Below are 21,737 nucleotides of genomic sequence, written 5' to 3'. Positions count from 1 at the left end.
CGTGTACGTGAGTGTGGTGTAGAAGAGTAGCCCCGGAGCGGCGGGGTGATGCCTGCCCTGCGCGCAGCTCTTTCCCCGCACTCTGGAGTCGACGGCATGACCGAGCCCTTCACGCAGGAACACGACGGCGAACGGCTCAGTGGGGTCCACGGCGGTGGCGGTGTCGACGGCTCTACCGTGCCCAGTGCCGTACTGCTGCACGGGGCCGGCAACGGCAGCAAGGAGCGACTCCTGCCGCTGCTCGACGAGTTCGTGGCGCACGGCTGTCACGCGCTCGCCTTCGACTTCTCCGGGCACGGCGAAAGCTCCGGCGAACTCGCCGAGTTGAGCCTGCGCAGGCGGTTCGAGCAGGCGGTCGCGGTGATCGACGCGCACGCTCCGGTGGACGGGCCACTGGTGTTGGTCGGGTTCAGCATGAGCGGACAGACGGTGGCGGACCTCGCCCGGCACTACGGCGCGCGGGTCGCGGCCCTCGGCCTGTGCGCGCCCGCCGTGTACGCGGCCGAGGCCTGGGACCTGCCGTTCGGGCGTGGGGACGGGGAGTTCAGCGCGATCATCCGGCGGCCGGACAGCTGGCGGCGGGCTCCGGCCCTCGACGTGCTGCGGGCGTACGAGGGCCGTGCGGTGCTGGCGGTGCCGGGTACGGACGCGGTGATCCCGCCGGAGGTGACCGAGGCCGTACAGGAGGCGTTGGCCCTCCGGGCCCGGTTCACGCGACTCGAACTTCCGGAGGCCGACCATCAGTTGGGGAGGTGGCTGCGTGATCACGAGGCCTCCCGGCGGGAGTTGGTGGCCGCACTGCTGTCCGGGCTCGGCGACCTGGGCTGGACGGCGACGGGGGGCTGGGTGGCCAGGCAGCTGCCCGTGGAACGGTATGGGTGACGTGCTGAGCGACCCCGACGAGGAGGCTGCTGTCCGGCCGTTGACCCTGGCTTGGGTGAGCCGGCAGCTGGACGTCGGCGAGCGGGTCATCCGCAGTGAGGTGCTGCACGGCGGGATCACCGCCGAGATGCGGCGGCTGACCATCGGCACACGGGGCGGTGGGACCCGCGAGCTGGTGCTGCGGACCTTCGTCGGCGTGGAGTCCGCCGAGGACCGGCTGCACAGGGAGTCCGGCGCCCTGACCCTGCTCACACGGACCGAGGTGCCCGCTCCGGAGCTGGTCGCGGTCGATCCGAGCGCCGCTCAGTGCGAGTATCCGTCGCTCCTCATGACCTGTCTGGCGGGCCGACCTGTCTTCGACGACGAGGGACTGGAGGCACGCGTTCCCCTGCTGGCCCGGCAGCTCGTCGCGATCCACACGTTGCGGCCCGCTCCCGCCCAACAGCCCCGGAAATACGTGACCTTGACGACCGCCGACACCGTCGTGCCCCCGAAAGTCGCCGACGCGGCGGCGTGGGCCGCGGCGGTCGACGTGATCCGGGGGCCGGTACCGTCGTCGTACGAAGGGCGGTTCCTGCACCGGGACTTCCAGCCCGGCAACGTGCTGTTCGCCGGGACCGGACCGCGGATCACCGGCGTCGTCGACTGGGCGGCGACCTCCTGGGGACCTGCGGACCTCGATGTCGCCCACTGCTCCACCAGCCTGGCGTTGCTGCACGGCCCGGCGTGGGGTCTGCGGTTCGCCGAGGCGTACGAGGAAGCCGGCGGGGTGCCGGCGGCGGCCGCGAGCGAGCGGCTGTACTGGCGGGTGCGGGACGCTCTGGCGTTCTCGGAGGAGGTCGGGGCGGTGTCGCGGCCATGGCGGGAGGCGGGGAGGACGGAGCTGACGGTGCGGGCCGTGGAGAGGCGGCTGGACGCGTACGTGACCGCCCTGATGGACTCAGCCCGGCTGTGACTCCCCGAAGGCGTGGATCCTGACCATCCCCTACTCCCCCGGCGCCGCCCTGACGACCCCCGCCGCGATGGCCGCGGACAGCGTCGCGTGATCGGTCGTGGTCTGGGCGGTGTACGTGAGGGCGAAGTCGGCCACGGCCTGGTCGAAGGTGTCGGCGGACCCCAGATACGCGGCGATGGCGACACGGTCGCCGCCGCGGGCGTGGGCGCGGGCCAAGGTGGCGCCGCAGAGACGGGCGTAGGCCCTGAGGTCGGCCGGGGGCATACCGGCGACGTCGGCGGAGCCTTTCATGTCGCGCAGTTGGCGCCAGTAGTACGCGCGTCCCTGCGGCCCGCTCATCCAGCCCAGGAAGATGTCGCTCGCGGACTGGAGCAGCCGCTGACCCGTGACCACCCGGCGGCCGGGATGGACGTACGGACCCTGCGGCAGGTGTTCCTCGAGTACGGACGTCCGCGCCTCCTTGATCTGCAGGAACAGCGGGTCGTCGGCGTCCCGTCCGGTCAGCAGCACGATGAAGCAGCGCATGCCGACACTGCCCACGCCGACGACCTTGCGGGCCGCGTCGACGAAGCGGTAGCGGTCCAACAGCAGCCGGCGTTCCTCGGAGAGCGTGGAGCGGTAGTCGCTGAAGATCTTGCGCAGGCTGGCCATGTCCGGGGCGCCGACCGGTTCGAGCAGCGGTGGGTCGTGGACGATACGGCGGCGGCCGTCCACCACCTCCGTCAGCTTGCCGAGGGCCTGGAGGCTGGTGCGGCGGCGGGCCCGGGTGAGGCTGGACTCGACCCGCCTGCGGTGGCGGGCGGAGCGTACGAGGGGCAGCAGGCTGTCCGCGTCGACGCTCTCGTACCAGACCTCCAGCTCGCCCATGCGGACCAGGCGGCGCATCGCGGTGCGGTACGCGGCGACCGCCTCCAGCGCCGCCCGGTGGGCCTGCGCCTCACTGTGCCCGTTCTCGCGGGCGGCCACGGCGATGCTCGCGGCGAGGCGTTTGACGTCCCATTCGAAGGGGCCGGGGAAGGTCTCGTCGAAGTCGTTGAGGTCGAAGAGGAGGGAACGTTCCGGGGAGGCGTACAGGCCGAAGTTCAGCAGGTGGGCGTCGCCGCAGAGCTGCACGGTGAGGCCGGTGTGCGGCTGGGCGGCGAGATCAGCGGCCATCACTGCGGCGGCACCGCGGAAGAAGGCGAGGGGTGAGGCCGACATTCTGCCGTAGCGGATCGGCAAAAGCTCCGAGAGGCGGTCGCGGCCCTGGCGTTCCAGCAGGGCGACGGGGTCCTGCCGGTCGCTGGACGGGATCCAGCCGGCGTGGGCGGAGCGGGGGACATGCTTGCGGACGGAGCGACCGCGCTCCGCGCGTTCAGCGTCCACGGTGCCTCCTGGTTCCCGGGTGTCCGTCACCTCCTGATCGCAGTGAAGGCTGGGGTGGGGTGGTGCGCATGTGGAGTACGGCGAACGGGTGACATGTGCTCCGCTGCGTCGTATGGCTGCGGCTGCGTCGTGGTTGGTCGCGCTCACGCGGCGGAGCCGCACATTGATACAGCCCCGCGCCCCTGAAGGGGTGCGTTGTCAGTGCCGTCCGTCAAGATGGGCCGCATGAGTGACGGGGTGCGGTACATCGGGGTGGACGAGCGGCGGGCTCGGATGGGGCTGCGGCAGCAGCTGGCCGGGGCGGCTCGTGCGGGGAGTCCTGAGGAGGTGGCCGGGGCGCTCGTCGCGCTGCACGGATCCGACCCCGCGACCGTCTACCTCGCGGTCGGTGCGCGGGTCGCGGACCCCTCGGGGACCGTCGCCGAGACCGAGCGGGCCCTGTACGAGGAGCGGACCCTGGTGCGGATGCACGGCATGCGGCACACCGTGTTCGCGTTCCCCACCGAGCTCACCGCGGTCGTGCACGCCTCGACCGGTGTCGTCGTCGCCGCCCGCGAACGGGCCAAGCTGATCAAGGACATGGCGAAGGCCGGCGCCCCGGACGCGACCTGGCTGAAGGAGGTCGAGGAGTCGGCGCTGGCCGCGCTCGCCCGGCGCGGCCAGGCGACGGCGACGGAACTCGCCGAGGACGAGCCGAGACTGCGGGAGCGGTTCGTGTACGCGGCCGGGAAGCCCTACGAAGGCGTCCACACCGTCCTGAGCCGCCTGCTGAAGGTGCTCGGTGTGGAGGGCAAGGTGGTCCGCGGCCGCCCCCTCGGTTCCTGGACCTCCTCGCAGTTCCGCTGGGCGGTGGCACCGCCGCATCCCGAACTTGACGTGGCCGAGGCACAGGCCGAGTTGCTACGGCGCTGGCTCACCGTGTGCGGTCCCGCGACCGAGGCCGACCTGAAGTGGTGGACGGGCTGGAAGGTGACCGAGGTCCGCCGCGCGCTCACGGCGACGCGTGCGGTGCCGGTCTCCGTCGACGAGGGCTTGGCGTACGTCGTGGAGGGCGACGCCGCCCCGGTCGCGGGCCCCGCCGAGCCATGGGCCGCGCTGCTGCCCGCGCTCGATCCGACGGCGATGGGCTGGCAGCAACGGGACTGGTATCTGGCGCCCTCACTGCGGCCCGCGCTGTTCGACGGCACCGGCAACGTGGGACCGACGGTGTGGTGGAACGGCCGGGTGGTGGGCGGATGGGGCCAGCGGCCCGGCGGGGAGATCGTGTGGCGGTTGCTCGACACGGACGGGGTGGGGCGCGAGGAGAAGGCGGCCATCGAGGCGGCGGCGGTCAGGTTGCAGGGGTGGCTCGGTGCAACCCGGGTGACACCGCGTTTCCGGAACCCGCTGGAGAAGGAGTTGGCCAAGGCGACCGGGTGACTGGGTGGCCGGCTGGCCGGGTGACCGGGTGACCTGAACGCCGGGCGCCCCTGAAAGCTGGGCACCCGGCGTCACGGCTATCGCGAGTAACGCATCAGCGCCCGGACCATGTGACACGTCGTGTCCGACGGCGGGTGGACGCCGATCATCTCCGCCGTGTCCCGGATCGTCTCGTTGCAGGCCTGGTTCGGCACGAAGACGCCCGAGTCGAGCAGGGCGATCGCGAGCCGCATCGCCTTGAGGCGGCGGTTGTGGGAGACGTACCACTCGCGGGGACGGCCCGGCGGCAACGGGCGCTTCTCCACGGGGGCGTACGGAAGGTCGAGCAGCACAGGGTGCTTCGCGGTGGACTGGGTCGGCAGCGGCTTCGGCTTGAGTGCGGCAGCGGGCACAGGCATCCTCCTGTCGCGGTAAGGGCGGTGGCCGGGGTCCCGGCAACGCCCTCGAACACTGGTTTTATTCTACCGCCCGCCACTGACAAAAGCCCCTGGCCACAAGGGCTTTCGGGGGTGCTGTGACGCAGGTGGAGGACGGGTTTCCGGGTACCGTGGGCGGCATGGAGATCTGGATCAACCCGGCCTGTTCGAAGTGCCGCAGCGCGGTCAGCGTGCTTGATGCGGAGGGTGCGGAGTACACCGTCCGCCGCTATCTGGAGGACGTCCCGAGCGAGGACGAGATCCGGGAGGTACTGGAGCGGCTCGGCCTCGAACCGTGGGACATCACCCGCACCCAGGAGGCCGCCGCCAAGGAGCTCGGCCTCAAGGAGTGGGCGCGGGACGACAGTTCGCGGAAGCGGTGGATCGCCGCGCTCGCCGCCCACCCCAAGCTCATCCAGCGCCCGATCATCACGGCCGACGACGGCTCGGCGGTGGTCGGCCGCACCGAGGACGCCGTACGGGACGCCTTGTCCAGAAAGTAACCGTCCAGGAAGGAGCCGTCCCGGAAGCAGCCGTCCCGGAAACAGTCGGGTGTGACGCAGGTTACGCCGCATGACTCCTGTAACCCCTGAGTAACCTCGTTCGGTATCTCGTACATAGCGGCGTACGCTCCCCTACCTCTCAGGAGGCGCGGATGTCGCGCAGAAGAAGACTCGGTACGAAGAAGAAGGTCGCGCTGCTGGTGAGCGCGGTGGCGGTGGCGGGCGGTGGGGCCTTCGTACTGGCCGGCACCTCGAACGCCGCGCAGAGTCCGCAGACGGCGGCGGAGTCGACGGTCTGCCAGGGGCTCGCCACGGCGCTCGGCAACAACCAGCGGTTCATCGCGGACCAACAGGCGAGTCCCGACGCTCAGTCGGCGGCCCGGATCGCCAACCGGGAAGCGGTGATCGCACAGATCAAGGTGCAGCAGGAGGCGTCCGCCTGCGTGGTCGGGGAGTCGGCTCAGGGCTCCCAGGCCGCACCGCAGCAGCCTTCCCAGGCCGCCTCCGCGTCGGCACCCGCCGCGTCCGGACAGCAGGTGTGCAACGGCTCGACCGTCACCCTCTCCGGCGAGGCCGGTGCGCCCGCCGCGTCCAGCAACCAGTTCCCGGCCGGTACGAAGCTGAAGGTCACCAACCTGGACAACAACAAGTCCACGACGGTGGAGGTCACTTCGGTCTCCGGAAGCTGTGCCCTGCTGAACAACGCGGCCTTCGAACAGGTGCGGGAGCCCGGCAAGTTCCTGATCCGCCGGGCCCTGATCGAGAAGGTGGGGTGAGGCTATTCGTGTCCTTCGCCTAGGAACTCGCTGAGGCGGCGGGTCAGTTCGGGAGGTGCGGACTGCGGCAGCGCATGGTGGGAGACGCCGGGGACCACGTCGATCTCCGCCCGCGGCAGCAGTTCGCCGGCCTGGGCCGTCACCTCGTCTGCGTCACAGGTCCTGCTGTTCGCGGCCACGAGCAGCAGGACCGGCGTTTTCAGGGTGCGCAGTGCGTCGGGGGCGGGGCGTGGACCGGTGACCGGCCTGGTGGTGGGGAAGCCCGCGGCGGCCTCCTGGAGGCGGAGCCAGTCGGGGTCCAGGGCGGCCGCTCTCCCGGTCTCCCAGTCCAGGAAGGCGCGGACCCGGGCCGGCGTGGGGCGCAGCAGCATCGGCAGGGCGTGCAGCAGATACGCCGCCTTGAACCCGGCGAAGCACTGGGTCGGGTCCAGGAGGAACAGGCGGCGCATCCGCTCGGGGGCGCGCAGGGCATGGTGCAGGGCGATCCAGGCGCCGTAGGAGTGCCCGCCGAAGTCGGCCCGGGTGACGCCGAGTCCGTCGAGGAGGGCGTCCAGCCAGGCGACCAGATCGGCGACCGTACGGGGGTGACGGTCGGCGGCCGGGGTGCTGCGGCCCGGGGCGCCGATCAGGTCGACGGCGAGGACGCGGTGGGTGCGGGCGAGGTGGGCGGCCTGGGTGTACCAGGACGCGGAGGTCGCTCCCCCGCCGCCCGGCAGCAGGACGAGCGGGGGCGCGTCCGCCGGGCCGCACGCGTTGACGTACGTCGTGCCGAACGGGGTGGGTACGCGGAGCGCCTCCCGGTCGGCGGGCCACTTCGCCAGCACCTTGTCGTAGGCGGACTCGAACGCGTCGCCGTCGTACCTGCCCATCGAACCCCTCGGCCCCTCCCGTATTATCTCGCTCAGCGAGATATTCGATGAGCGAGATAATAACCGGAGGGTGCGTATGCCGTCCCAGGAGTCCGAGATGGAGATCGTCCATCTTCTGCGTGCGGTGACCGTCGAACTCGGCCTGCACAGCGCCCGGTTCGCGCAGCGCAACGCCATGCACCCGACGGACGTACGCGCGCTGATCGCCCTCATGGACGCCTCCCGCGCGGACGAGGAGATGACGGCGGGCCGGCTCGGCGCGGAGCTCGGGCTAAACTCGGCCGGGACGACCTCGCTGATCGACCGGCTGGAGCGCGCCGGTCATGTGCGGCGGACGCGGGGGCGGGCCGACCGGCGCACGGTGGTCGTCGAGGTGGACGAGCGTGCGGTGGAGCTGGGGCAGGCCTTCTTCGGGCCGCTCATCGGGCGGGCGGTGGAGCTTCTCCAGGGCTACGACGAGGGGGAACGGGCGGCGATCCGGGGGTTCTTGGCGGGCGTACGGGATGCGGCGGCCGAGGAGACCTGACCTCTCACCGCCCGACCAGGGCCTCTCAGCCGTGTTCTCGTGCCTTGAGCGCCTTCGTCTCCGTCTCCTCGTCGATCCCCACGGCCGGCCGGTCCTGGCGCTGCGGCGCCACTCCGCCGATCTCCCGCAGCCACCGCCATGTGTCGGCCACGGTCTCGGTGACCGGACGGCAACGCAGGCCCGCCGCGGCGGCCCGGGAGGTGTCCGCGCCGTGGAGGGTGGTGTGCAGGTCGGTGTCCGGCGGGACCCACACCGGCAGGCCGGTCCAGGGAACGATGCCCGCGTCGAGGACGGTGTCCGGGTCGGTCCAGCGCAGTTCGGCGTCCGAGCCGGTCACGGCGACGCAGGCGTCGAGGAGTTCGCCCATGGTGGTGTGGCCCGGTGGGCTGACCAGGTTGTACGGGCCGCTCCTCCCGGTCACGGCGGCCTCCAGCATCCACTCCGCGAGGTCCCGGACGTCGATGTACTGGAGGGGAAGGTCCCGTGGCCCGGGTGCGAGGACCGGGCCGCCGCGGGCGATGCGGCCCAGCCACCACGGCAGCCGGCCGATGTTCTCGTACGGTCCGAGGATCAGCCCCGCCCGTACGAACAGGGAACGGTCCGCGCCGAAGGCGTCGAGCGCGGCGAGTTCACCGCCCCGCTTGTCCTGGGCGTAGTCGGTCTGGTCCGCGTCGGGGGCGCCCTCGACCACGGGCGCGTCCTCGGTGTGGCCGGCCGGCTGGGGCCAGGTGTACACCGAGCGACTCGACACGTACGCATACCGGTCGGCGCGGTCCCGTAGCAGCCGCGCCGCGTCCTGGACCGCGCGGGGCGCCGCCGACCAGGTGTCGACGACGAGGTCCCACTCGCCCCCTTCGGCGAGGGCGGTGAGCCCGTCGGGGGCGGTACGGTCGCCGTGCAGCGCCCGCACCCCGGCCACGGGTGTGTGCAGCCCCCGGTGAAAGACGGTCACGTCCCACCCGCGCCCCAGCGCCGCCTCGGCGACGGCCCGCCCGACGAACTCGGTACCACCCAGCAGAAGAAGTCTCATGCCGGTGACTGTGCCCGCCGGAACCACCCAGGGGAACCCGGATCTGCCCTGGGCAGAGGGCGGGCTACCGGTCCCCGGCTGCCGATCGGCCGCCGGCCCCGGCATACAGTCAGCCCGCGCCCCGGGGCAGTCAGCCGCCGGCCTGGGGACAGCAGCCACCCGCCCGGGCAGACCTACAACCAGCGGTCGGCGCCCACCCGGGCAGACCGGTCAACCACCAGTCGGCGGAGTGTACTTGTAGCCGACCCGTCGCACGGTCTGGATCGCGCCCCGGAAGTCCGGGCCCAGCTTGCGGCGGAGGCGGGCGATGTGGACGTCGACGGTGCGGCCGTCGCCCACGTGGCCGTAGCCCCAGACCGTGGTGACCAGCTGGTCGCGGGTGTGCACCCGGTGCGGGTGCTGGACCAGGTGGGCCAGGAGCTCGAACTCCAGGTAGGTGAGGTCGAGTTCCTCGCCGTTCACCTCGGCGGTGCGCTGCACGGTGTCGATGCGGACGAGGGGGGCCTCGGTGACGGTCTCCCCCGGTTCCGACAGCTGCGACGGCTCCGCCGGCTCCGGCAGGAAGAGGTGCTGCTGGTCGGCCGGGACGAGCACCAGGTAGCCGATCATCGGGGGCCGGCCCGGCAGGGTGGGCAGGGTGTGCGGCGGAGCGGGCAGCCAGGTGGCACCCGGCGGCAGGAACTCCGTCACGTCGATCACCTCGTCCCGGTCGACGGCACGCAGGTGCTGCCGTGGACCGGTCGGGGCGGGGGTGCCGATCGTGGCGGTGGTCAGAGAACGAGTGGTCGCCATGAGAGGTCAGCTCTTTTCGCGCGAGAAGGTCGTCAGGAGACGTACGTCGACTGCGCGCTGGCCGAAGGCCGGGATGTACGGCTTTAGAGGGCCGGCGCGTTCATCGCGCGGCAACACACCCGGTCGAAGTCGTGGTGCTGACGGGACGGCCAGAAGGGCTCGAGGTCATGGCGACCCGTCGCGGTGTACTTCTGGAAGCTGGCCATGAGCTCATTGAAGCAGACACCGGCCCGCAACAGGAGCCTCCTCTCACTGCTTGGACGCTTCCTTGGCGTGAAACCGACGTGGCGTGCCTCATCCGACCAGGCGTTTGTGCCAGGTCAGGGGTGTGACCTCGATCGCCTTGTCCGGGTCGCCGTCCCACTGGGTGGCCAGACCTACGCTCGCCAGCGCGGCGACGACCTCGTGGCCCACGGCGGTGGTCGTGTCGGCGGAGCCGTCGAAACCGCCGTAGAGCAGCGTCAGTCCGTGGCCCTCGGCGGCGCTCTCGGTGCACTGGGTGTGGAAGTAGACGAACCCGTGGTCGCGTTCGGTGCGCGCCCCGCCTATTTCGGCGTGGCCGCAGGTCCGGCAGCAGGTGAAGTTCTCCCGCGCGGTGATGCCGCTCGCGCTCAGCGCCTCGAAGGCCTGGGTCAGCCGGTCGGTGTCGGTGACGGCGGCCCAGCGGTCCTGCTCGGCCAGCCGCTCCACCCAGAGCCGGTCCACCAGGTCCCCGGCCTGGGCCCGCGACACAGGTCTCTCGTCGCCGTCGACCAGCCACTCCTCGGCGGCCTCGGTGAGCCCGGCCCGGTCGTCGTACCCGCAGCGCAGCAGCAGTCGTACACGCTCCTCGACCCGCTCGCGGATCTCGTTGGGCAGCTCGGGGATCTCCTCGGCCGGGCCGAGGTCCACCCGCTCCCACACCAGGTCCGCGTCCCAGCCGTCCTCTTGCCGGGCCCAGCCGGTCAGCAGGTCGGCCACCCGGCCGGGGTCGGTGAGGCTCGTGCCGTAGAAGTCGTCCCGGCCGAAGCGGTGTTCCAGCCGGTAGTCGCCGCCCTGCTCGTGCCACACCTGCGCGAACACGTGCGGCAGGTCCGGGATGCGCTGGGCGACCAGGAAGCGGTTGCCCGCCCGCCCCAGGCCGGTCACGGCCGCGCGCAGGTCCGCGGCCGGCATCCGGGTATGCGTCTGTCCGTTCTCGGTCCAGGCCCTGACGGCCAGGCCCCCCTCGATCTCCATGTCCCCACCATGGCACGCCCCACTGACAACGCACCGAGGGGCGCCCACCGACCGGTGGACGCCCCTCGGGAAGCCGAGCGCGCGGATCAGACCTGGCCGGCCTTCTCCAGCGCGGAGCAGCAGGTGTCGACGATCAGGCGCGTCACCAGGTACGGGTCGACGTTGGCGTTCGGGCGGCGGTCCTCGATGTAGCCCTTGCCGTCCTTCTCGACCTGCCACGGGATGCGGACCGAGGCGCCACGGTTGGAGACACCGTAGGAGTACTCGTTCCACGGGGCGGTCTCGTGCAGACCGGTCAGGCGGTCGTCGATGCCGGCGCCGTAGTTCTTGACGTGGTCGAGCGGCTTGGAGCCCTCACCGAGCGACTCGCACGCGGTGATGATCGCGTCGTAGCCCTCGCGCATCGCCTTGGTGGAGAAGTTGGTGTGCGCGCCCGCGCCGTTCCAGTCGCCCTTGACCGGCTTCGGGTCCAGGGTGGCGGAGACGCCGAAGTCCTCGGCGGTGCGGTAGAGCAGCCAGCGGGCCACCCACAGGTGGTCGGAGACCTCCAGCGGGGAGACCGGGCCGACCTGGAACTCCCACTGGCCGGGCATGACCTCGGCGTTGATGCCGGAGATCGCGAGGCCCGCCTTGAGGCAGTTCTCCAGGTGCGCCTCGACGACGTCACGGCCGAAGATCTCGTCCGCGCCGACGCCGCAGTAGTAGCCGCCCTGCGGGGCCGGGAAGCCGCCCTTGGGGAAGCCGAGGGGGTAGCCGTCCTTGAAGAACGTGTACTCCTGCTCGATGCCGAAGATCGGCTCCTGGGCGGCGAACTTCTCGGCGACCTCGGTGAGCGCGGCACGGGTGTTGGACTCGTGCGGCGTCATGTCGATGTTGAGGACCTCGCACAGGACGAGGAGGTCGTCGCCGCCGCGGATCGGGTCGGGGCAGGAGAAGACCGGCTTGAGGACACGGTCGGAGGAGTGACCCTCGGCCTGGTTCGTGGAGGACCCGTCGAAGCCCCAGATCGGCAGCTCCGCGCCCTTGGCGTCGTCCGCCATGATCTTCGTCTTGGAACGGAGCTTGGCAGTCGGCTGGGTGCCGTCGATCCAGATGTACTCAGCCTTGAAGGTCACGGGCCACTTCCTTCGGGGATGTGTCTACGCACTGCGGGTGCTGCGGCGCTGCGGCACTGAAACGCCGCCTCTTGATGCCCGCGAGCTTGTCAACAGGCGATTTCCCGGTCATTGCTCGAATGTGAACCCCGTGTTACCTGGTGGTGCTGTGGCGAGATTCACTGTGTGAGCGTCGCGAGGGGGTGTACCTGGCACCACTCCACGGCCGGGCGGTCAGCCCCAGTGACCCCCGTCTCCCCCTCGACCAGACTGGCCGTATGACCATCGAGACGCGGAACGGCAGCTGGGGCAAGAGGGTGCGGGCCATGGGGCTCGCCGCCGTGCAGGGGCTCGCGCTGGCGCTGGTGACGCTGCCGGGGGCGCTGCTCGGATTCACGCTCGCCCTGGTGTCGATCGCGCTCGTGCCGATCGGGGTCGGCCTGATCACGACCCCCTGGGTGCTCACGGGGGTGCGGGCCTTCGCGGACTGGCGGCGGGTCCTGGCCGCGGAGTGGGGCGGGGTGCGGATCCCGTCGGCGTACCGGCCGGCGCCGAAAGACGCCAACCCCTGGACGCGCACCTTCGGGATGCTGCGCGACCCGGCGACCTGGCGGGACCTGCGGTGGCTGCCGGTGGACATGACGGCGGGGTTCGTGACCGCCCTGCTGTCGGCGGTGCTCGTCCTCTACCCGCTGGAGGGGCTCGCGCTCGCGGTCGGGCTGTGGCGGCCGTTCCAGGAGGTGGGCGGCTACTGGTACGGCTTCGTGCATGTCACCGACCAGGTCTCCGCTCTCCTCGCCGGCGCCCTGGGGGTCGCCCTGCTGTCCCTCGCCTCGCTCGCGCCGCGCGCGCTGATCCTCCATTTCCGGCTCACCCGGGTCGTACTGGTCGCCGGACAGGGCGAGTTGGCCGAGCGCGTCCGCGTCCTCACCGAGACCCGCAAGGACGCCGTGGACACGTCGGCGGCCGAACTGCGGCGCATCGAAAGGGACTTGCACGACGGGGCGCAGGCGAGGCTGGTCGCCATGGGTATGGATCTCGGCACCATCGAGATGCTCCTCGACAAGGACCCCGCGCAGGCGAAGCGGCTGCTCGCGCAGGCCCGTCAGTCCTCCGCGGACGCGCTCACCGAACTGCGCGACCTGGTGCGCGGCATTCATCCGCCGGTGCTGGCGGAGCGCGGACTGGGGGACGCGGTAAGGGCGTTGGCGCTGCGGATGCCGGTCCCGACGGAGGTGAGCGTGGATCTCCCGGACCGCGCGGACGCCCCGGTCGAGTCCGCCGCCTACTTCGCCGTCAGTGAGGCGCTCACCAACGCGGTCAAGCACTCGGGCGCCGACCGGATCTGGATCGACCTGCATCACGTGAGAGAAGGGGCGGCGATGCTGCGGATCACCGTCACCGACAACGGCCGGGGCGGCGCGGTCATCGCGGCCGGTTCGGGCCTGGCCGGAGTGGAGCGGCGGCTGGGTACATTCGACGGCGTCCTGGCCGTCAGCTCACCCGCGGGCGGTCCCACCATGGTGACCATGGAGATCCCTTGCGCGTAGTCCTGGCCGAAGACCTCTTCCTGCTGCGCGACGGCCTCGTACGGCTCCTTCAGGCCCACGACTTCGAGATCGCCGCGGCCGTCGAGAGCGGGCCCGAGCTGGCCCGCGCGCTGGCCGAGCTGGAGCCGGACGTCGCGGTGGTCGACGTACGACTGCCGCCGACGCACACCGACGAGGGGCTCCAGTGCGCGCTGAACGCCCGCCGGGACAGACCCGGGCTTCCGGTGCTGGTGCTCTCCCAGCACGTGGAGCAGCTGTACGCGCGCGAGTTGCTCGCCGACGGCACCGGCGGGGTGGGGTATCTGCTCAAGGACCGGGTGTTCGACGCGGAGCAGTTCGTGGACGCCGTACGACGGGTCGCGGCGGGCGGTACGGCGATGGACCCGCAGGTGATCCAGCAGCTGCTGACCCGGCGGGCGGCCGACGACCAGCCGCTCGGCCGGCTCACGCCCCGGGAACGGGAGGTACTGGAACTGATGGCGCAGGGCCGGACGAACGCGGCGATCGCCGGCAGGCTCGTCGTCACGGAACGGGCGATCGCCAAGCACACCGCCAACATCTTCGCCAAACTGGGCCTTGACGTGTCGGACGATGACAATCGCCGCGTTCTGGCGGTGCTCGCGTTTCTCGACCGGGGCCGGTGAGCGACCCCTCATTCTCTGTAACTCCTGCTGCTCAAGGGCCTGTTGCGGTGGGTCGGCCCGGCAAACCTCTGATTTGTTTGTGGGGTGACTGAACACCCGTGGGACCACATCCGTAAGGGAGGGAGCCGCTTCACTCCTGTCGGGCGCCTCGATGGCCCGGAAAAGGAAGTCAGAGGAGTTCCATGGGACGCAATACACGTAAACGCCGCTCGTCGATGGCCACCAAGGCCATAGCCGCGTCGGCGGCCCTAGCGCTCGGTGGGGGCGGGCTGATCTGGGCGAACTTCTACGCCTCGGCGCACGAGTCCAACAACAACGGCTGGTCGCAGAACCAGACCAAGGCCGCCGCCGCGCAGGTGGCGACCATCTCCTGCCCCGACGTCGGTCAGAAGCTGACGAATGTGCCTCAGAACGCGCGTCAGGGGGTGGCCACGGAGCTGGCCAACCTGGACAAGCAGATCACCGAGGCCTACGCCAGGCTCGCCTCGACGCGGCAGGCTCAGTCGGGTGACCCGGGCTTCGTCCAGAACGCCATCGTCGGTCCCCTGAAGGAGAAGCGGGCTGCCACGATCGACCGGATCCGCATCAACATCCAGCGGGTCGGGGGCCAGTTCAACAGCTCCCTCAGCCAGTTGGCCGCGTGCACCACGCAGAACGCGCAGACGAACGCCGGCGAGACCGGCGGTCAGCAGCAAGGCGGCCAGCAGCAAGGCGGCCAGCAGCAGGGCGGCCAGCAGCAGGGCGGCCAGCAGCAGGGCGGCCAGCAGAACGGTGGCCAGCAGCAGGGCGGTCAGCAGCAGGGCAACGGCGGACAGGGCGGCAACGGCCCGGTCGCGGCCGACTTCGTGGACATCACCAAGGTCCAGGGCAACGCCCAGCTCGGCGTGGGCCAGAACGGCCTCCCGGCCAACGGCAACTCGGGCTCGCGCGGCACCTTCACCACGAAGTGCGGCACCAACGGGAACGACAACCACAACACGGACAACGTGATCGTCGCCCCCGGTGTCGCCAACGGCGCCCACCACCTGCACGACTACGTCGGCAACCAGAACAACGACGCGTTCGCGAGCGACCAGGAGCTGGCGGGAGCCTCGACCAGCTGCCAGAACCAGGGCGACAAGTCCTCGTACTTCTGGCCGGTGCTGCGTCTGCAGGACGGCACGCAGGACTTCGACCAGAACAACGACGGCGGCGGCAAGGAGGGCAACGTCGGCAAGATCCTCCAGCCGGCCCAGGCCCAGCTGAAGTTCGTCGGCAACAAGAAGGGCAACGTCGTCGCGATGCCGACGGCCCTGCGCATCATCACCGGTGACGCGAAGGCCTTCGTCAACGGCAACGCCAACGCCAACGTGAACTGGAGCTGCACCGGCTTCGAGAACAAGGTGCAGCTGAAGGACAAGTACCCGATCTGCCCGCAGGGCAGCCAGGTGGTGCGCACGACCAACTTCCAGAGCTGCTGGGACGGTCAGAACATCGACAGCGCCAACCACCGCACCCACGTGTCCTTCGTCCAGGCGGACGGCACCTGCGCCAACGGCTTCAAGGCGATCCCGCAGCTCCAGGTCCGGCTCGTCTACAACGTCCCGGCCCCGAAGCTCCAGAACGGCACGGTCGTCAACCCCTACGCGGTCGACACCTTCCCGGAGAACCTGCACAAGCCGATCACCGACCACAACGACTTCATCAACTTCTTCTCCACGAACACGATGAACAAGATGGTCAACTGCATCAACACCGGCAAGAACTGCCAGTGACCCACTGAGAAAGCCGGCGGTGAGAATCCCTCACCGCCGGCTTTCTCGTGTCCGCGTCCTCAGTGGGCCGAGTGCGTGGCGCCCATCTTCGAGTGGTCGGTGCCCTCCTCGATGTCCCCGCCGAGCGTCTTGCGCAGCACCGTCACCGTCTTGGTGGTGTCACCGACGGCGACCCACTTGCGGCCGACCAGGAAGTGACCGCCGTAGTCCTTGGCGCCGTTGATCCATTCGCGCTGGCCGCGGTCGGTGGCGAAGGTGGCGAGGATGAACTTGCCGTCGGCGTCCTTGGCCTTCTTGCACACGGCCTGGCGCAGCTCGTCGGCGTCGATCTGGATGTCGGGCGTGCACTTCACCTCGGCGGCCAGGTGCTCCAGACTGCCGGTGGCCGCAGACGGCACCGCAGCTGCTTTCGCGTCACCGCCGGATCCGCAGCCCGCCAGCGCCAGCACCGCGGCCGCGCCGGTCAGCGCGAGCATCGGTCGGGTCAACCTCATCTGTTCCTCCGGTCACGGGGTCACGTCGGACGGGCCCCGGCGGGGGTCCGTCTCCTCCCATACGGCTGTGAGGCCCGGGACACTCAAATTCCGGTGTCACCACGGGTACGGCTGTGCGAAAGTGTGCCGGTGAACGAGGACTGGGAAAAGCGGGTGCTCGCCGCCTGGGCGACCTTGGACGACTATCCCGAGGAGCGGGCGGCCGATTTCCGCGCCGTGATCGACGCGCTCGTGGCCGAGCTGCCGGACGACAGCCCCGACGGCCTCTTCGAGCGGGCCTGCGCCTGGGACTCGACCGGGCACTCCGACAAGGCGGCCCCGCTGTACCGGGAGGCGCTCGCGAAGGGGCTGCGCGGATACAAGGGGCGGCGCGCCAAGATCCAACTGTCGAGTTCCCTCCGGAACATCGGACAGGCGGAGGAGGGCGTCAAGCTGCTCACTCCCGAACTGGACGGCCCTTCCGACGAGTTGGACGACGCGGTACGGGCCACTCTCGCCCTGTGCCTGTCCAGCCTCGGCCGGGACCGCGAGGGCCTGTCACTGGTCCTGGGCGCGCTCGCCCCTCATCTGCCGCGCTACCAGCGGTCGATGGCGAACTACGCGCGCGCCCTGGTCGACCCGGAAGGCTGATTCACTCCGTCGGCGGTGACCAACCAACGATTCGCTCGTTCTGCTGAACGTGCAGTCACAGGATGTCGCCCCGCGCCCCGCACCCGCCTCAGGCTCCGCCGCCGACCCCGTGGTCGATGTCGAGCAGGCCGAGGCCGCACTCGTCGAGCACTACCCACGGCTGGCCCGGCTCGCCTATCTGATGCTGCCGCCGGGCCTGGGCCGCAACCGGCGGGTCCTGACCGCGCACGCCCTCACCCAGCGTGCCCTGCCCCGGGGCCGCGCCACGACGCCGGTGATCCCGGCCCAGGCGAGCGGCCGCGAGGGCGACCCGGGCTATGCCTTCGTCCGCCTCCAGGTGGTGCGTACGGCGCTGGAGGCGGGCCTCCCGCTCAGGCGCAGGGCATGGCCCAAGCGCTCCCAACTGCCGCCGCTGCTCCCCCAGGTGTGGGGCCTGCGCCTGTTCCCGCGCTCCGGCGGCGCCGACGAACTCGCCCTGGACCAGGCCCTGTCGGCCCTCTCGGGGCCGGCCCGCGCCGCCTACGTCCTGCGCGGCCTGGAGAAGCTCCCCGACGACGCCGTACGCGAGGTGCTGACCGCGGCGGGCGTGGACGACGTGGACGCGGCGCTCGACGAGGCCGCCTCCGTCGCGGAGCGGTCCGCGCTGCTCGACTCCCCCGAGTTCGACCCCTGTTCGCTGCAGGCCCGGCCCACCGACCTCATGCGGCGCAGGCAGCACATGAAAGCCGCGCTCGCGGCGGCCGCGGCCGTCGCCGTGTGCGGGGCGCTGCTCGCCATGCCCGGCGACGGCTGGGGCCCCGACGGTGCCGCCGCGCCCGCCTACGCGCAGAACCCCGCCGCCCAGGCCGCCCTGGACCCCTCCCTGCTGCTCAAGGTCCCGGCCGCCGCCTGGGAGTCCTCGGCCCGCACCGACTTCTCGGTGTGGCCCGCGCGCGGCGACCTCACCGGCGACAGCGCCCTGCTGCGCCGCGCCCTCGCCGTCTGGGCCCGCCCCGGCGAGACCGTCCAGGTCTCCGCGACCCCCGGCACCCCGTCGGGCGGCCCCTCCGGCCCGCCGCAACTCCTGTACGCCGGGACCGTCGACAACGCGCGCGTGGTGATCCTCTACGACGGTCTGCGTATCGTCCGCTACGCCGAGCCGAAGGACGGCACCAAGGGTGCCGCGCTCGACTTCGCCCGGGTCGACGGCGCGGACCGGGCCGGGGCGAGCGCGGTCGTCCTGGGCCGGGCCGACGGCAACGTCCGCTATCTGACGGCCCCTTGGGTGACGAAGGCCGCCGAGCGGGACCTGATGAAGCCGGGCTCCGGCGCCACGGCCCTGCCCCTGACCGACGGCACCACCGCGCCGCTGGCCGGCCCCGCGCAGAGCGGCCCCTGCACCTCCTGGAACGTGCTCCAGCTGACGGACACCTCCGGCACCCGGCTGCTGACCGACCTCGGCGAACTGGTCCCGGCCCGCCTCACCACCGGCCGCCCCGGGTCCGTGAAGGACGCGTCCGGGGCGCAGGGGCTGCGCGCCTGGGCGCCGTACGCCTGCTCGCTCGGTGCGATGCGCGCCTCGGGGGTGCGCGGTGTGAACGCCTGGGCCTACGCGGCGCAGCCGCTGCCCGACGCGAGCGGGACGGCGGACTGGGTGTGCACCCGGGCCGAGACCTGGCAGGGCGGCGGTGAGCGGGTGCTGGCCCAGTTCCGCACGCCGGGCGGGACGTACGGCGCGGTCGCGGCCAAGGCCGAGAACGTGCCGTCGTGCGGGGCGAAGGATCCGCAGGTGCTGGCCGGGGTGCTGTGGAAGTCGGCGGGCGGGTCCTGGTACCTGCTGGCGGCGGGCAGCAAGGGGACGTCGTCGATCAGCGCGACGGGTGACGTCGGCGGTACCGCGCGGGGGAACCTGCTGGCGGTGAAGACGAAGCAAGGGGCTCAGGCCGGTCTGAAGGGGACGCTGGAGGACGGGCGGGCCGTGAGCGGGCTCCGATAGGGAGCGCGAAGTGTCCGACTCGTGCCGGATATGTGAACGCCCCTGGCCGGACCGGCCCGTTCCGGGCCGGATCCGATCGGTAAGGTGTTCGTATGACTACCGGGGTCCGTCGAAGAATGGGAGTCGAGGAACGGCGTCAGCAACTGATCGGCGTCGCCCTCGAACTGTTCGCCCGCCGCTCGCCCGACGAGGTCTCCATCGACGAGATAGCGTCGGCGGCCGGTATCTCGCGGCCGCTGGTCTACCACTACTTCCCCGGCAAACTCAGCCTGTACGAGGCCGCGTTGCAGCGCGCGGCGCAGGATCTGGCGAGCCGGTTCGAGGAACCGCACGTGGGGTCGCTGGGCGGGCGGCTGCTGCGGGTGATGCGCCGGTTCTTCGACTTCGTGGACCAACACGGGCCCGGTTTCTCGGCGTTGATGCGCGGCGGGCCCGCGGTCGGCTCGTCGGCGACGAACGCGCTCGTCGACTCCGTACGACAGGTCGCCTACGAACAGATCCTGTCGCATCTGCGGGTGGAGAGCCCGCCCGCGCGACTGGAGCTGGTGGTCCGTTCGTGGATCTCGCTGGTCGAGTCGACGGCCCTGATCTGGCTGGACGGCCGGCGCATCCCGCGCGCCGAGCTGGAGCTGAAGCTGGTGCACGACTTCGCCGCGCTGGCCGCGGTGAGCGCGGCCTTCGACGAGGAGATGACCGCGCTGCTGCGGCACATGCTCAAGGACGAGCCGCACGACGGGCCCTTCACCGACCTCGCCGCGCGGCTGATCTCGCTGGCCTCCTAGAGCACGGCCTTGGTGTAGGAGGCGTCCAGGTCGCGCACCTCGGCGGAGAGGTGCACGGTGAGGCCGTCCGCGGGTCCGACATGCTTGCGCAGCAGCTCCACGACGGCCTCGGTGAGCTTCGCCTTGGTCTCCTCGGACCGTCCGGCGAGCAGGGCGAGCGTGACGTTCACGATCGCGTGGTTCTCCTTCTCGCCGCCGACCGCCTCGTCCTCGCTGCGCAGCACCCGGGTCTTGCACGCCTCGAGCTTCGCGGCCGCCGTCTCGACGACGACCGGGTGCAGCGCCAGGGCGAACTCCTCCCAGTCGACATGGTCGAGATACGGGGAGCGTTCGATCGTGATCTGCGGCATGGGCACTCCTGTTCTAGGGCGACACACGTCACCCTAGCCGCAGCGCCAGCATGGCGATGTCGTCCTCCCGGTCGTGGCCGAAGGTGTCCAGGAGGGTGTCGCACAGGGCGTCCAGGCCGGGCAGGGCGCCGGAGGCGGCCGCGCGCAGGTGCTCCAGGGAGGCCGTGAGGTCGGTGCCGCGGGTCTCGATGAGGCCGTCGGTGACCATGAGGAGCCGGTCGGTGGGTTCGAGGAAGAGCTCGGTGGCCGGCGGATGGGGCAGCCCCACGCCGAGCAGCGGGCCCGCCGCCTTGGCGTAGTCGGCGGTGCCGGTGTCGCGGACGATCAGCGGCGGGATGTGCCCGGCGTTGGCGATCCGGGTGCGTCCGGTCTCCGGGGCGATCAGGGCCAGGCAGACCGTGGCCGTGGTGTCGGGGTGGTAGCGCTGGAGCGTCCGGTCCAGGCGCTCGGCGAGGACCGCCGGGTCGCTCTCGTCGACGGCGTAGGCGCGCAGCGCGTGCCGTAGCTCGACCATGACGGTCGCCGCGTCCAGGGAGTGCCCGACGACGTCCCCGACGGCGGTCAGCACGCCCTCGTCCACGCGGAGCGCGGCGTAGAAGTCGCCGCCGATCTCGGTCTGCCGGGAGGCGGGGACGTAACGGACCACGACGTCGATGCCCGGCAGGTCGGGCAGCCGGTGCGGCTGGGGCAGGAAGCTGTGCTGGAGGGTGAGGGCGACATGCCGCTCGATCTTGTACATGAGCAGCGGTTCGGCGGCGAGCGCGGTGGCCTGCGCGAGCTGGGCCAGCAGGGTCTCGCCCTCCAGGCCCACCCTGCGCATCCCGCGGGCGGGCGCGGCCAGACACACCGGTGCCCTGCCGTCCTGGGTGACGACCAGCGCGAGCCGGGCGTCGTGCTCGACCCCAGGCCGGAAGAACCCGGCGGGCCACAGCGGTGCGGGCACGGTGGTCAGCTGCACCCCGGCCTGCCCCCGGGTGAGCCGGCGCAGCAGGGTGGCCACGGCCCGGTCGGCGCCCTCGTCGGGCAGGGACACGGGGATGCGGTCGCGGGACAGACCGCGGTAGAGCTGGTCGTCCTGGTCGAGGACGAAGACGGCGGCGGGGGTGCCGGTGAGCCGCGAGACGCCCTCGGCGGCCGCGTCGGAGAGCTCCTGGAGGGTGCGGGCCGACTGGATGGTGACGATCGTCTCCGACAGCAGCGTCAGCCGTCGTACCAACGCCCGGTCTCCGGCGCGCAGTTGGGCGTTGCGTACGGCGGCCCGAACCACCGCCTCGATCTCCAGGGGCTCGGCGGGCACCTTCAGATAGGCCTCGACGCCCATGTCCATGCCCGCGCAGTGCACGGCCGGGGCCACCGCGGAGGCCGAGAAGTGCACCACGGGCATCCCGGCCGTGTGCGGGCGCTCCTTGAACATCCGGCACAGGTCGAAGCCGCTCATGTCGGGCAGGCCCACGTCGACGAGGGCCACGTCCGGCAGGGTGCCCTTGCGCAGCCGGGTGTCGAGTTCGGCGAGGGCCTCGCCGCCGGTGGCGACCGGGACGACCCGATGCCCTGCCCGGCTCAGCACGGTGCCCATGGCGTACCGGCTGGCCTCCACGTCGTCCACGACCATCACGGTCGTGCCCGTCGGCTTGCCTTTTGCGTCCATCTGTCACCCCTCGGGCAACACCGGTGGAGCAGACCGGATTTCTTGGTCTGCCCCACCAAGGTTAT

The 21,737-nt window shown here is 71.4% G+C and carries 23 protein-coding genes; 12 read left to right on the top strand and 11 right to left on the bottom strand.

The genetic code is table 11. The features are described from left to right. Positions 1-96 precede the first annotated feature (96 nt). Positions 97-882: an alpha/beta fold hydrolase gene (locus tag AB0D34_RS15860; RefSeq protein ID WP_362661828.1), complete on the top strand. Its 786-nt coding sequence runs from the start codon at positions 97-99 to the stop codon at positions 880-882. Then, complete coding sequence (locus AB0D34_RS15855) at positions 875-1,837, top strand: aminoglycoside phosphotransferase family protein (RefSeq protein ID WP_362661826.1); 963 nt, start codon at positions 875-877, stop codon at positions 1,835-1,837. The genes AB0D34_RS15860 and AB0D34_RS15855 overlap by 8 nt, the downstream gene beginning before the upstream one ends. Before the next feature lie 30 nt (positions 1,838-1,867). Here AB0D34_RS15855 and AB0D34_RS15850 read toward each other — a convergent pair whose 3' ends face one another. Beyond that, a complete protein-coding gene (locus AB0D34_RS15850; protein ID WP_362661824.1) occupies positions 1,868-3,202 on the bottom strand; it encodes a DUF2252 domain-containing protein in 1,335 nt (444 codons plus the stop codon). Between the two features lie 225 nt (positions 3,203-3,427). Here AB0D34_RS15850 and AB0D34_RS15845 point away from each other — a divergent pair, with 225 nt between their 5' ends. After that, entirely contained in the window at positions 3,428-4,621 is a 1,194-nt protein-coding gene (locus AB0D34_RS15845; RefSeq protein ID WP_362661822.1) for a winged helix DNA-binding domain-containing protein, read from the top strand. A gap of 77 nt (positions 4,622-4,698) precedes the next feature. Here the strand turns inward: AB0D34_RS15845 and AB0D34_RS15840 are convergent, their stop codons facing one another. Then, entirely contained in the window at positions 4,699-5,013 is a 315-nt protein-coding gene (locus AB0D34_RS15840; protein ID WP_362661820.1) for a hypothetical protein, read from the bottom strand. A gap of 164 nt (positions 5,014-5,177) precedes the next feature. Here AB0D34_RS15840 and AB0D34_RS15835 point away from each other — a divergent pair, with 164 nt between their 5' ends. Both AB0D34_RS15835 and AB0D34_RS15830 read left to right on the top strand, forming a co-directional pair. Continuing rightward, a complete protein-coding gene (locus tag AB0D34_RS15835) occupies positions 5,178-5,540 on the top strand; it encodes an arsenate reductase family protein (RefSeq protein WP_362661818.1) in 363 nt (120 codons plus the stop codon). A 152-nt stretch (positions 5,541-5,692) separates the two neighbouring features. After that, positions 5,693-6,316 (top strand): hypothetical protein, encoded by a 624-nt coding sequence (locus AB0D34_RS15830; protein WP_362661816.1) that lies wholly within the window; start codon positions 5,693-5,695, stop codon positions 6,314-6,316. Positions 6,317-6,318: 2 nt separating this feature from the next. On the opposite strand, the gene AB0D34_RS15825 is transcribed toward AB0D34_RS15830, so the two are convergent. Continuing rightward, positions 6,319-7,185 (bottom strand): alpha/beta fold hydrolase, encoded by an 867-nt coding sequence (locus tag AB0D34_RS15825; RefSeq protein ID WP_362661814.1) that lies wholly within the window; start codon positions 7,183-7,185, stop codon positions 6,319-6,321. A gap of 76 nt (positions 7,186-7,261) precedes the next feature. On the opposite strand from AB0D34_RS15825, the gene AB0D34_RS15820 reads away from it, so the two are divergent. Next, a complete protein-coding gene (locus AB0D34_RS15820; protein ID WP_362661812.1) occupies positions 7,262-7,711 on the top strand; it encodes a MarR family transcriptional regulator in 450 nt (149 codons plus the stop codon). Positions 7,712-7,736: 25 nt separating this feature from the next. Here the strand turns inward: AB0D34_RS15820 and AB0D34_RS15815 are convergent, their stop codons facing one another. The 5 genes from AB0D34_RS15815 to glnII form a co-directional block, all read right to left on the bottom strand. Continuing rightward, positions 7,737-8,741: an SDR family oxidoreductase gene (locus AB0D34_RS15815; protein WP_362661811.1), complete on the bottom strand. Its 1,005-nt coding sequence runs from the start codon at positions 8,739-8,741 to the stop codon at positions 7,737-7,739. A gap of 210 nt (positions 8,742-8,951) precedes the next feature. Beyond that, complete coding sequence (locus AB0D34_RS15810; RefSeq protein ID WP_362661809.1) at positions 8,952-9,533, bottom strand: winged helix-turn-helix domain-containing protein; 582 nt, start codon at positions 9,531-9,533, stop codon at positions 8,952-8,954. Positions 9,534-9,616: 83 nt separating this feature from the next. Next, entirely contained in the window at positions 9,617-9,739 is a 123-nt protein-coding gene (locus AB0D34_RS15805) for a hypothetical protein (protein WP_106981153.1), read from the bottom strand. A gap of 88 nt (positions 9,740-9,827) precedes the next feature. Then, positions 9,828-10,751: a hypothetical protein gene (locus tag AB0D34_RS15800; RefSeq protein ID WP_362661807.1), complete on the bottom strand. Its 924-nt coding sequence runs from the start codon at positions 10,749-10,751 to the stop codon at positions 9,828-9,830. Between the two features lie 86 nt (positions 10,752-10,837). Then, positions 10,838-11,866 carry a glutamine synthetase gene (glnII, locus tag AB0D34_RS15795; protein WP_362661805.1) on the bottom strand — a complete coding sequence of 343 codons (1,029 nt, stop codon included), beginning with the start codon at positions 11,864-11,866 and terminating at the stop codon, positions 10,838-10,840. A 257-nt stretch (positions 11,867-12,123) separates the two neighbouring features. Between glnII and AB0D34_RS15790 the strand changes: the two genes are divergently transcribed. The 3 genes from AB0D34_RS15790 to AB0D34_RS15780 all read left to right on the top strand — a co-directional run bounded on the left by AB0D34_RS15790 (position 12,124) and on the right by AB0D34_RS15780 (position 15,793). Next, the gene (locus AB0D34_RS15790; protein ID WP_362661803.1) at positions 12,124-13,395 is read left to right on the top strand and encodes a sensor histidine kinase; all 1,272 of its coding nucleotides are present in this window, start codon (positions 12,124-12,126) and stop codon (positions 13,393-13,395) included. Continuing rightward, the gene (locus tag AB0D34_RS15785; RefSeq protein ID WP_362661801.1) at positions 13,386-14,039 is read left to right on the top strand and encodes a response regulator transcription factor; all 654 of its coding nucleotides are present in this window, start codon (positions 13,386-13,388) and stop codon (positions 14,037-14,039) included. Before AB0D34_RS15790 ends, AB0D34_RS15785 begins: the two co-directional genes overlap by 10 nt. A gap of 182 nt (positions 14,040-14,221) precedes the next feature. Then, on the top strand, positions 14,222-15,793 hold the full coding sequence (locus AB0D34_RS15780; RefSeq protein ID WP_362661799.1) for a DUF1996 domain-containing protein: 1,572 nt from the start codon (positions 14,222-14,224) through the stop codon (positions 15,791-15,793). 59 nt (positions 15,794-15,852) lie between these two features. On the opposite strand, the gene AB0D34_RS15775 is transcribed toward AB0D34_RS15780, so the two are convergent. Next, entirely contained in the window at positions 15,853-16,287 is a 435-nt protein-coding gene (locus AB0D34_RS15775; RefSeq protein ID WP_362661797.1) for a hypothetical protein, read from the bottom strand. A 129-nt stretch (positions 16,288-16,416) separates the two neighbouring features. On the opposite strand from AB0D34_RS15775, the gene AB0D34_RS15770 reads away from it, so the two are divergent. From AB0D34_RS15770 to AB0D34_RS15760, 3 genes are all read left to right on the top strand, one after another. Further along, positions 16,417-16,917, top strand: coding sequence for a tetratricopeptide repeat protein (locus AB0D34_RS15770; protein WP_362661795.1), 501 nt, complete (start codon positions 16,417-16,419; stop codon positions 16,915-16,917). A 49-nt stretch (positions 16,918-16,966) separates the two neighbouring features. Continuing rightward, positions 16,967-18,892: a hypothetical protein gene (locus AB0D34_RS15765; protein WP_362661794.1), complete on the top strand. Its 1,926-nt coding sequence runs from the start codon at positions 16,967-16,969 to the stop codon at positions 18,890-18,892. A 92-nt stretch (positions 18,893-18,984) separates the two neighbouring features. Continuing rightward, positions 18,985-19,674: a TetR/AcrR family transcriptional regulator gene (locus tag AB0D34_RS15760; protein WP_362661792.1), complete on the top strand. Its 690-nt coding sequence runs from the start codon at positions 18,985-18,987 to the stop codon at positions 19,672-19,674. On the opposite strand, the gene AB0D34_RS15755 is transcribed toward AB0D34_RS15760, so the two are convergent. Continuing rightward, positions 19,671-20,024 carry an isomerase gene (locus AB0D34_RS15755; protein ID WP_362661790.1) on the bottom strand — a complete coding sequence of 118 codons (354 nt, stop codon included), beginning with the start codon at positions 20,022-20,024 and terminating at the stop codon, positions 19,671-19,673. The two genes, AB0D34_RS15760 and AB0D34_RS15755, sit on opposite strands and share 4 nt — an antisense overlap. A 28-nt stretch (positions 20,025-20,052) precedes the next feature. Beyond that, positions 20,053-21,672: a fused response regulator/phosphatase gene (locus AB0D34_RS15750; RefSeq protein ID WP_362661788.1), complete on the bottom strand. Its 1,620-nt coding sequence runs from the start codon at positions 21,670-21,672 to the stop codon at positions 20,053-20,055. Positions 21,673-21,737: the final 65 nt, after the last annotated feature.

The organism is Streptomyces sp. NPDC048420, assembly GCF_040651535.1.
Lineage (GTDB): Bacteria > Actinomycetota > Actinomycetes > Streptomycetales > Streptomycetaceae > Streptomyces.
The sequence above is the reverse complement of the archived record's forward strand: the minus strand, read 5'-3'. Positions and strand labels throughout refer to the sequence as shown.

Coding starts and splice junctions, on each gene's coding strand:
- AB0D34_RS15755 (WP_362661790.1), bottom strand. CDS start 20,024: ATGCCGCAGATCACGATCGAACGCTCCCCGTATCTCGACCATGTCGAC.
- AB0D34_RS15810 (WP_362661809.1), bottom strand. CDS start 9,533: ATGGCGACCACTCGTTCTCTGACCACCGCCACGATCGGCACCCCCGCC.
- AB0D34_RS15855 (WP_362661826.1), top strand. CDS start 875: ATGGGTGACGTGCTGAGCGACCCCGACGAGGAGGCTGCTGTCCGGCCG.
- AB0D34_RS15825 (WP_362661814.1), bottom strand. CDS start 7,185: ATGGGCAGGTACGACGGCGACGCGTTCGAGTCCGCCTACGACAAGGTG.
- AB0D34_RS15760 (WP_362661792.1), top strand. CDS start 18,985: ATGACTACCGGGGTCCGTCGAAGAATGGGAGTCGAGGAACGGCGTCAG.
- AB0D34_RS15790 (WP_362661803.1), top strand. CDS start 12,124: ATGACCATCGAGACGCGGAACGGCAGCTGGGGCAAGAGGGTGCGGGCC.
- AB0D34_RS15835 (WP_362661818.1), top strand. CDS start 5,178: ATGGAGATCTGGATCAACCCGGCCTGTTCGAAGTGCCGCAGCGCGGTC.
- AB0D34_RS15775 (WP_362661797.1), bottom strand. CDS start 16,287: ATGAGGTTGACCCGACCGATGCTCGCGCTGACCGGCGCGGCCGCGGTG.
- AB0D34_RS15805 (WP_106981153.1), bottom strand. CDS start 9,739: ATGGCCAGCTTCCAGAAGTACACCGCGACGGGTCGCCATGACCTCGAG.
- AB0D34_RS15750 (WP_362661788.1), bottom strand. CDS start 21,672: ATGGACGCAAAAGGCAAGCCGACGGGCACGACCGTGATGGTCGTGGAC.
- AB0D34_RS15800 (WP_362661807.1), bottom strand. CDS start 10,751: ATGGAGATCGAGGGGGGCCTGGCCGTCAGGGCCTGGACCGAGAACGGA.
- AB0D34_RS15845 (WP_362661822.1), top strand. CDS start 3,428: ATGAGTGACGGGGTGCGGTACATCGGGGTGGACGAGCGGCGGGCTCGG.
- AB0D34_RS15815 (WP_362661811.1), bottom strand. CDS start 8,741: ATGAGACTTCTTCTGCTGGGTGGTACCGAGTTCGTCGGGCGGGCCGTC.
- AB0D34_RS15860 (WP_362661828.1), top strand. CDS start 97: ATGACCGAGCCCTTCACGCAGGAACACGACGGCGAACGGCTCAGTGGG.
- AB0D34_RS15820 (WP_362661812.1), top strand. CDS start 7,262: ATGCCGTCCCAGGAGTCCGAGATGGAGATCGTCCATCTTCTGCGTGCG.
- AB0D34_RS15780 (WP_362661799.1), top strand. CDS start 14,222: ATGGGACGCAATACACGTAAACGCCGCTCGTCGATGGCCACCAAGGCC.
- AB0D34_RS15830 (WP_362661816.1), top strand. CDS start 5,693: ATGTCGCGCAGAAGAAGACTCGGTACGAAGAAGAAGGTCGCGCTGCTG.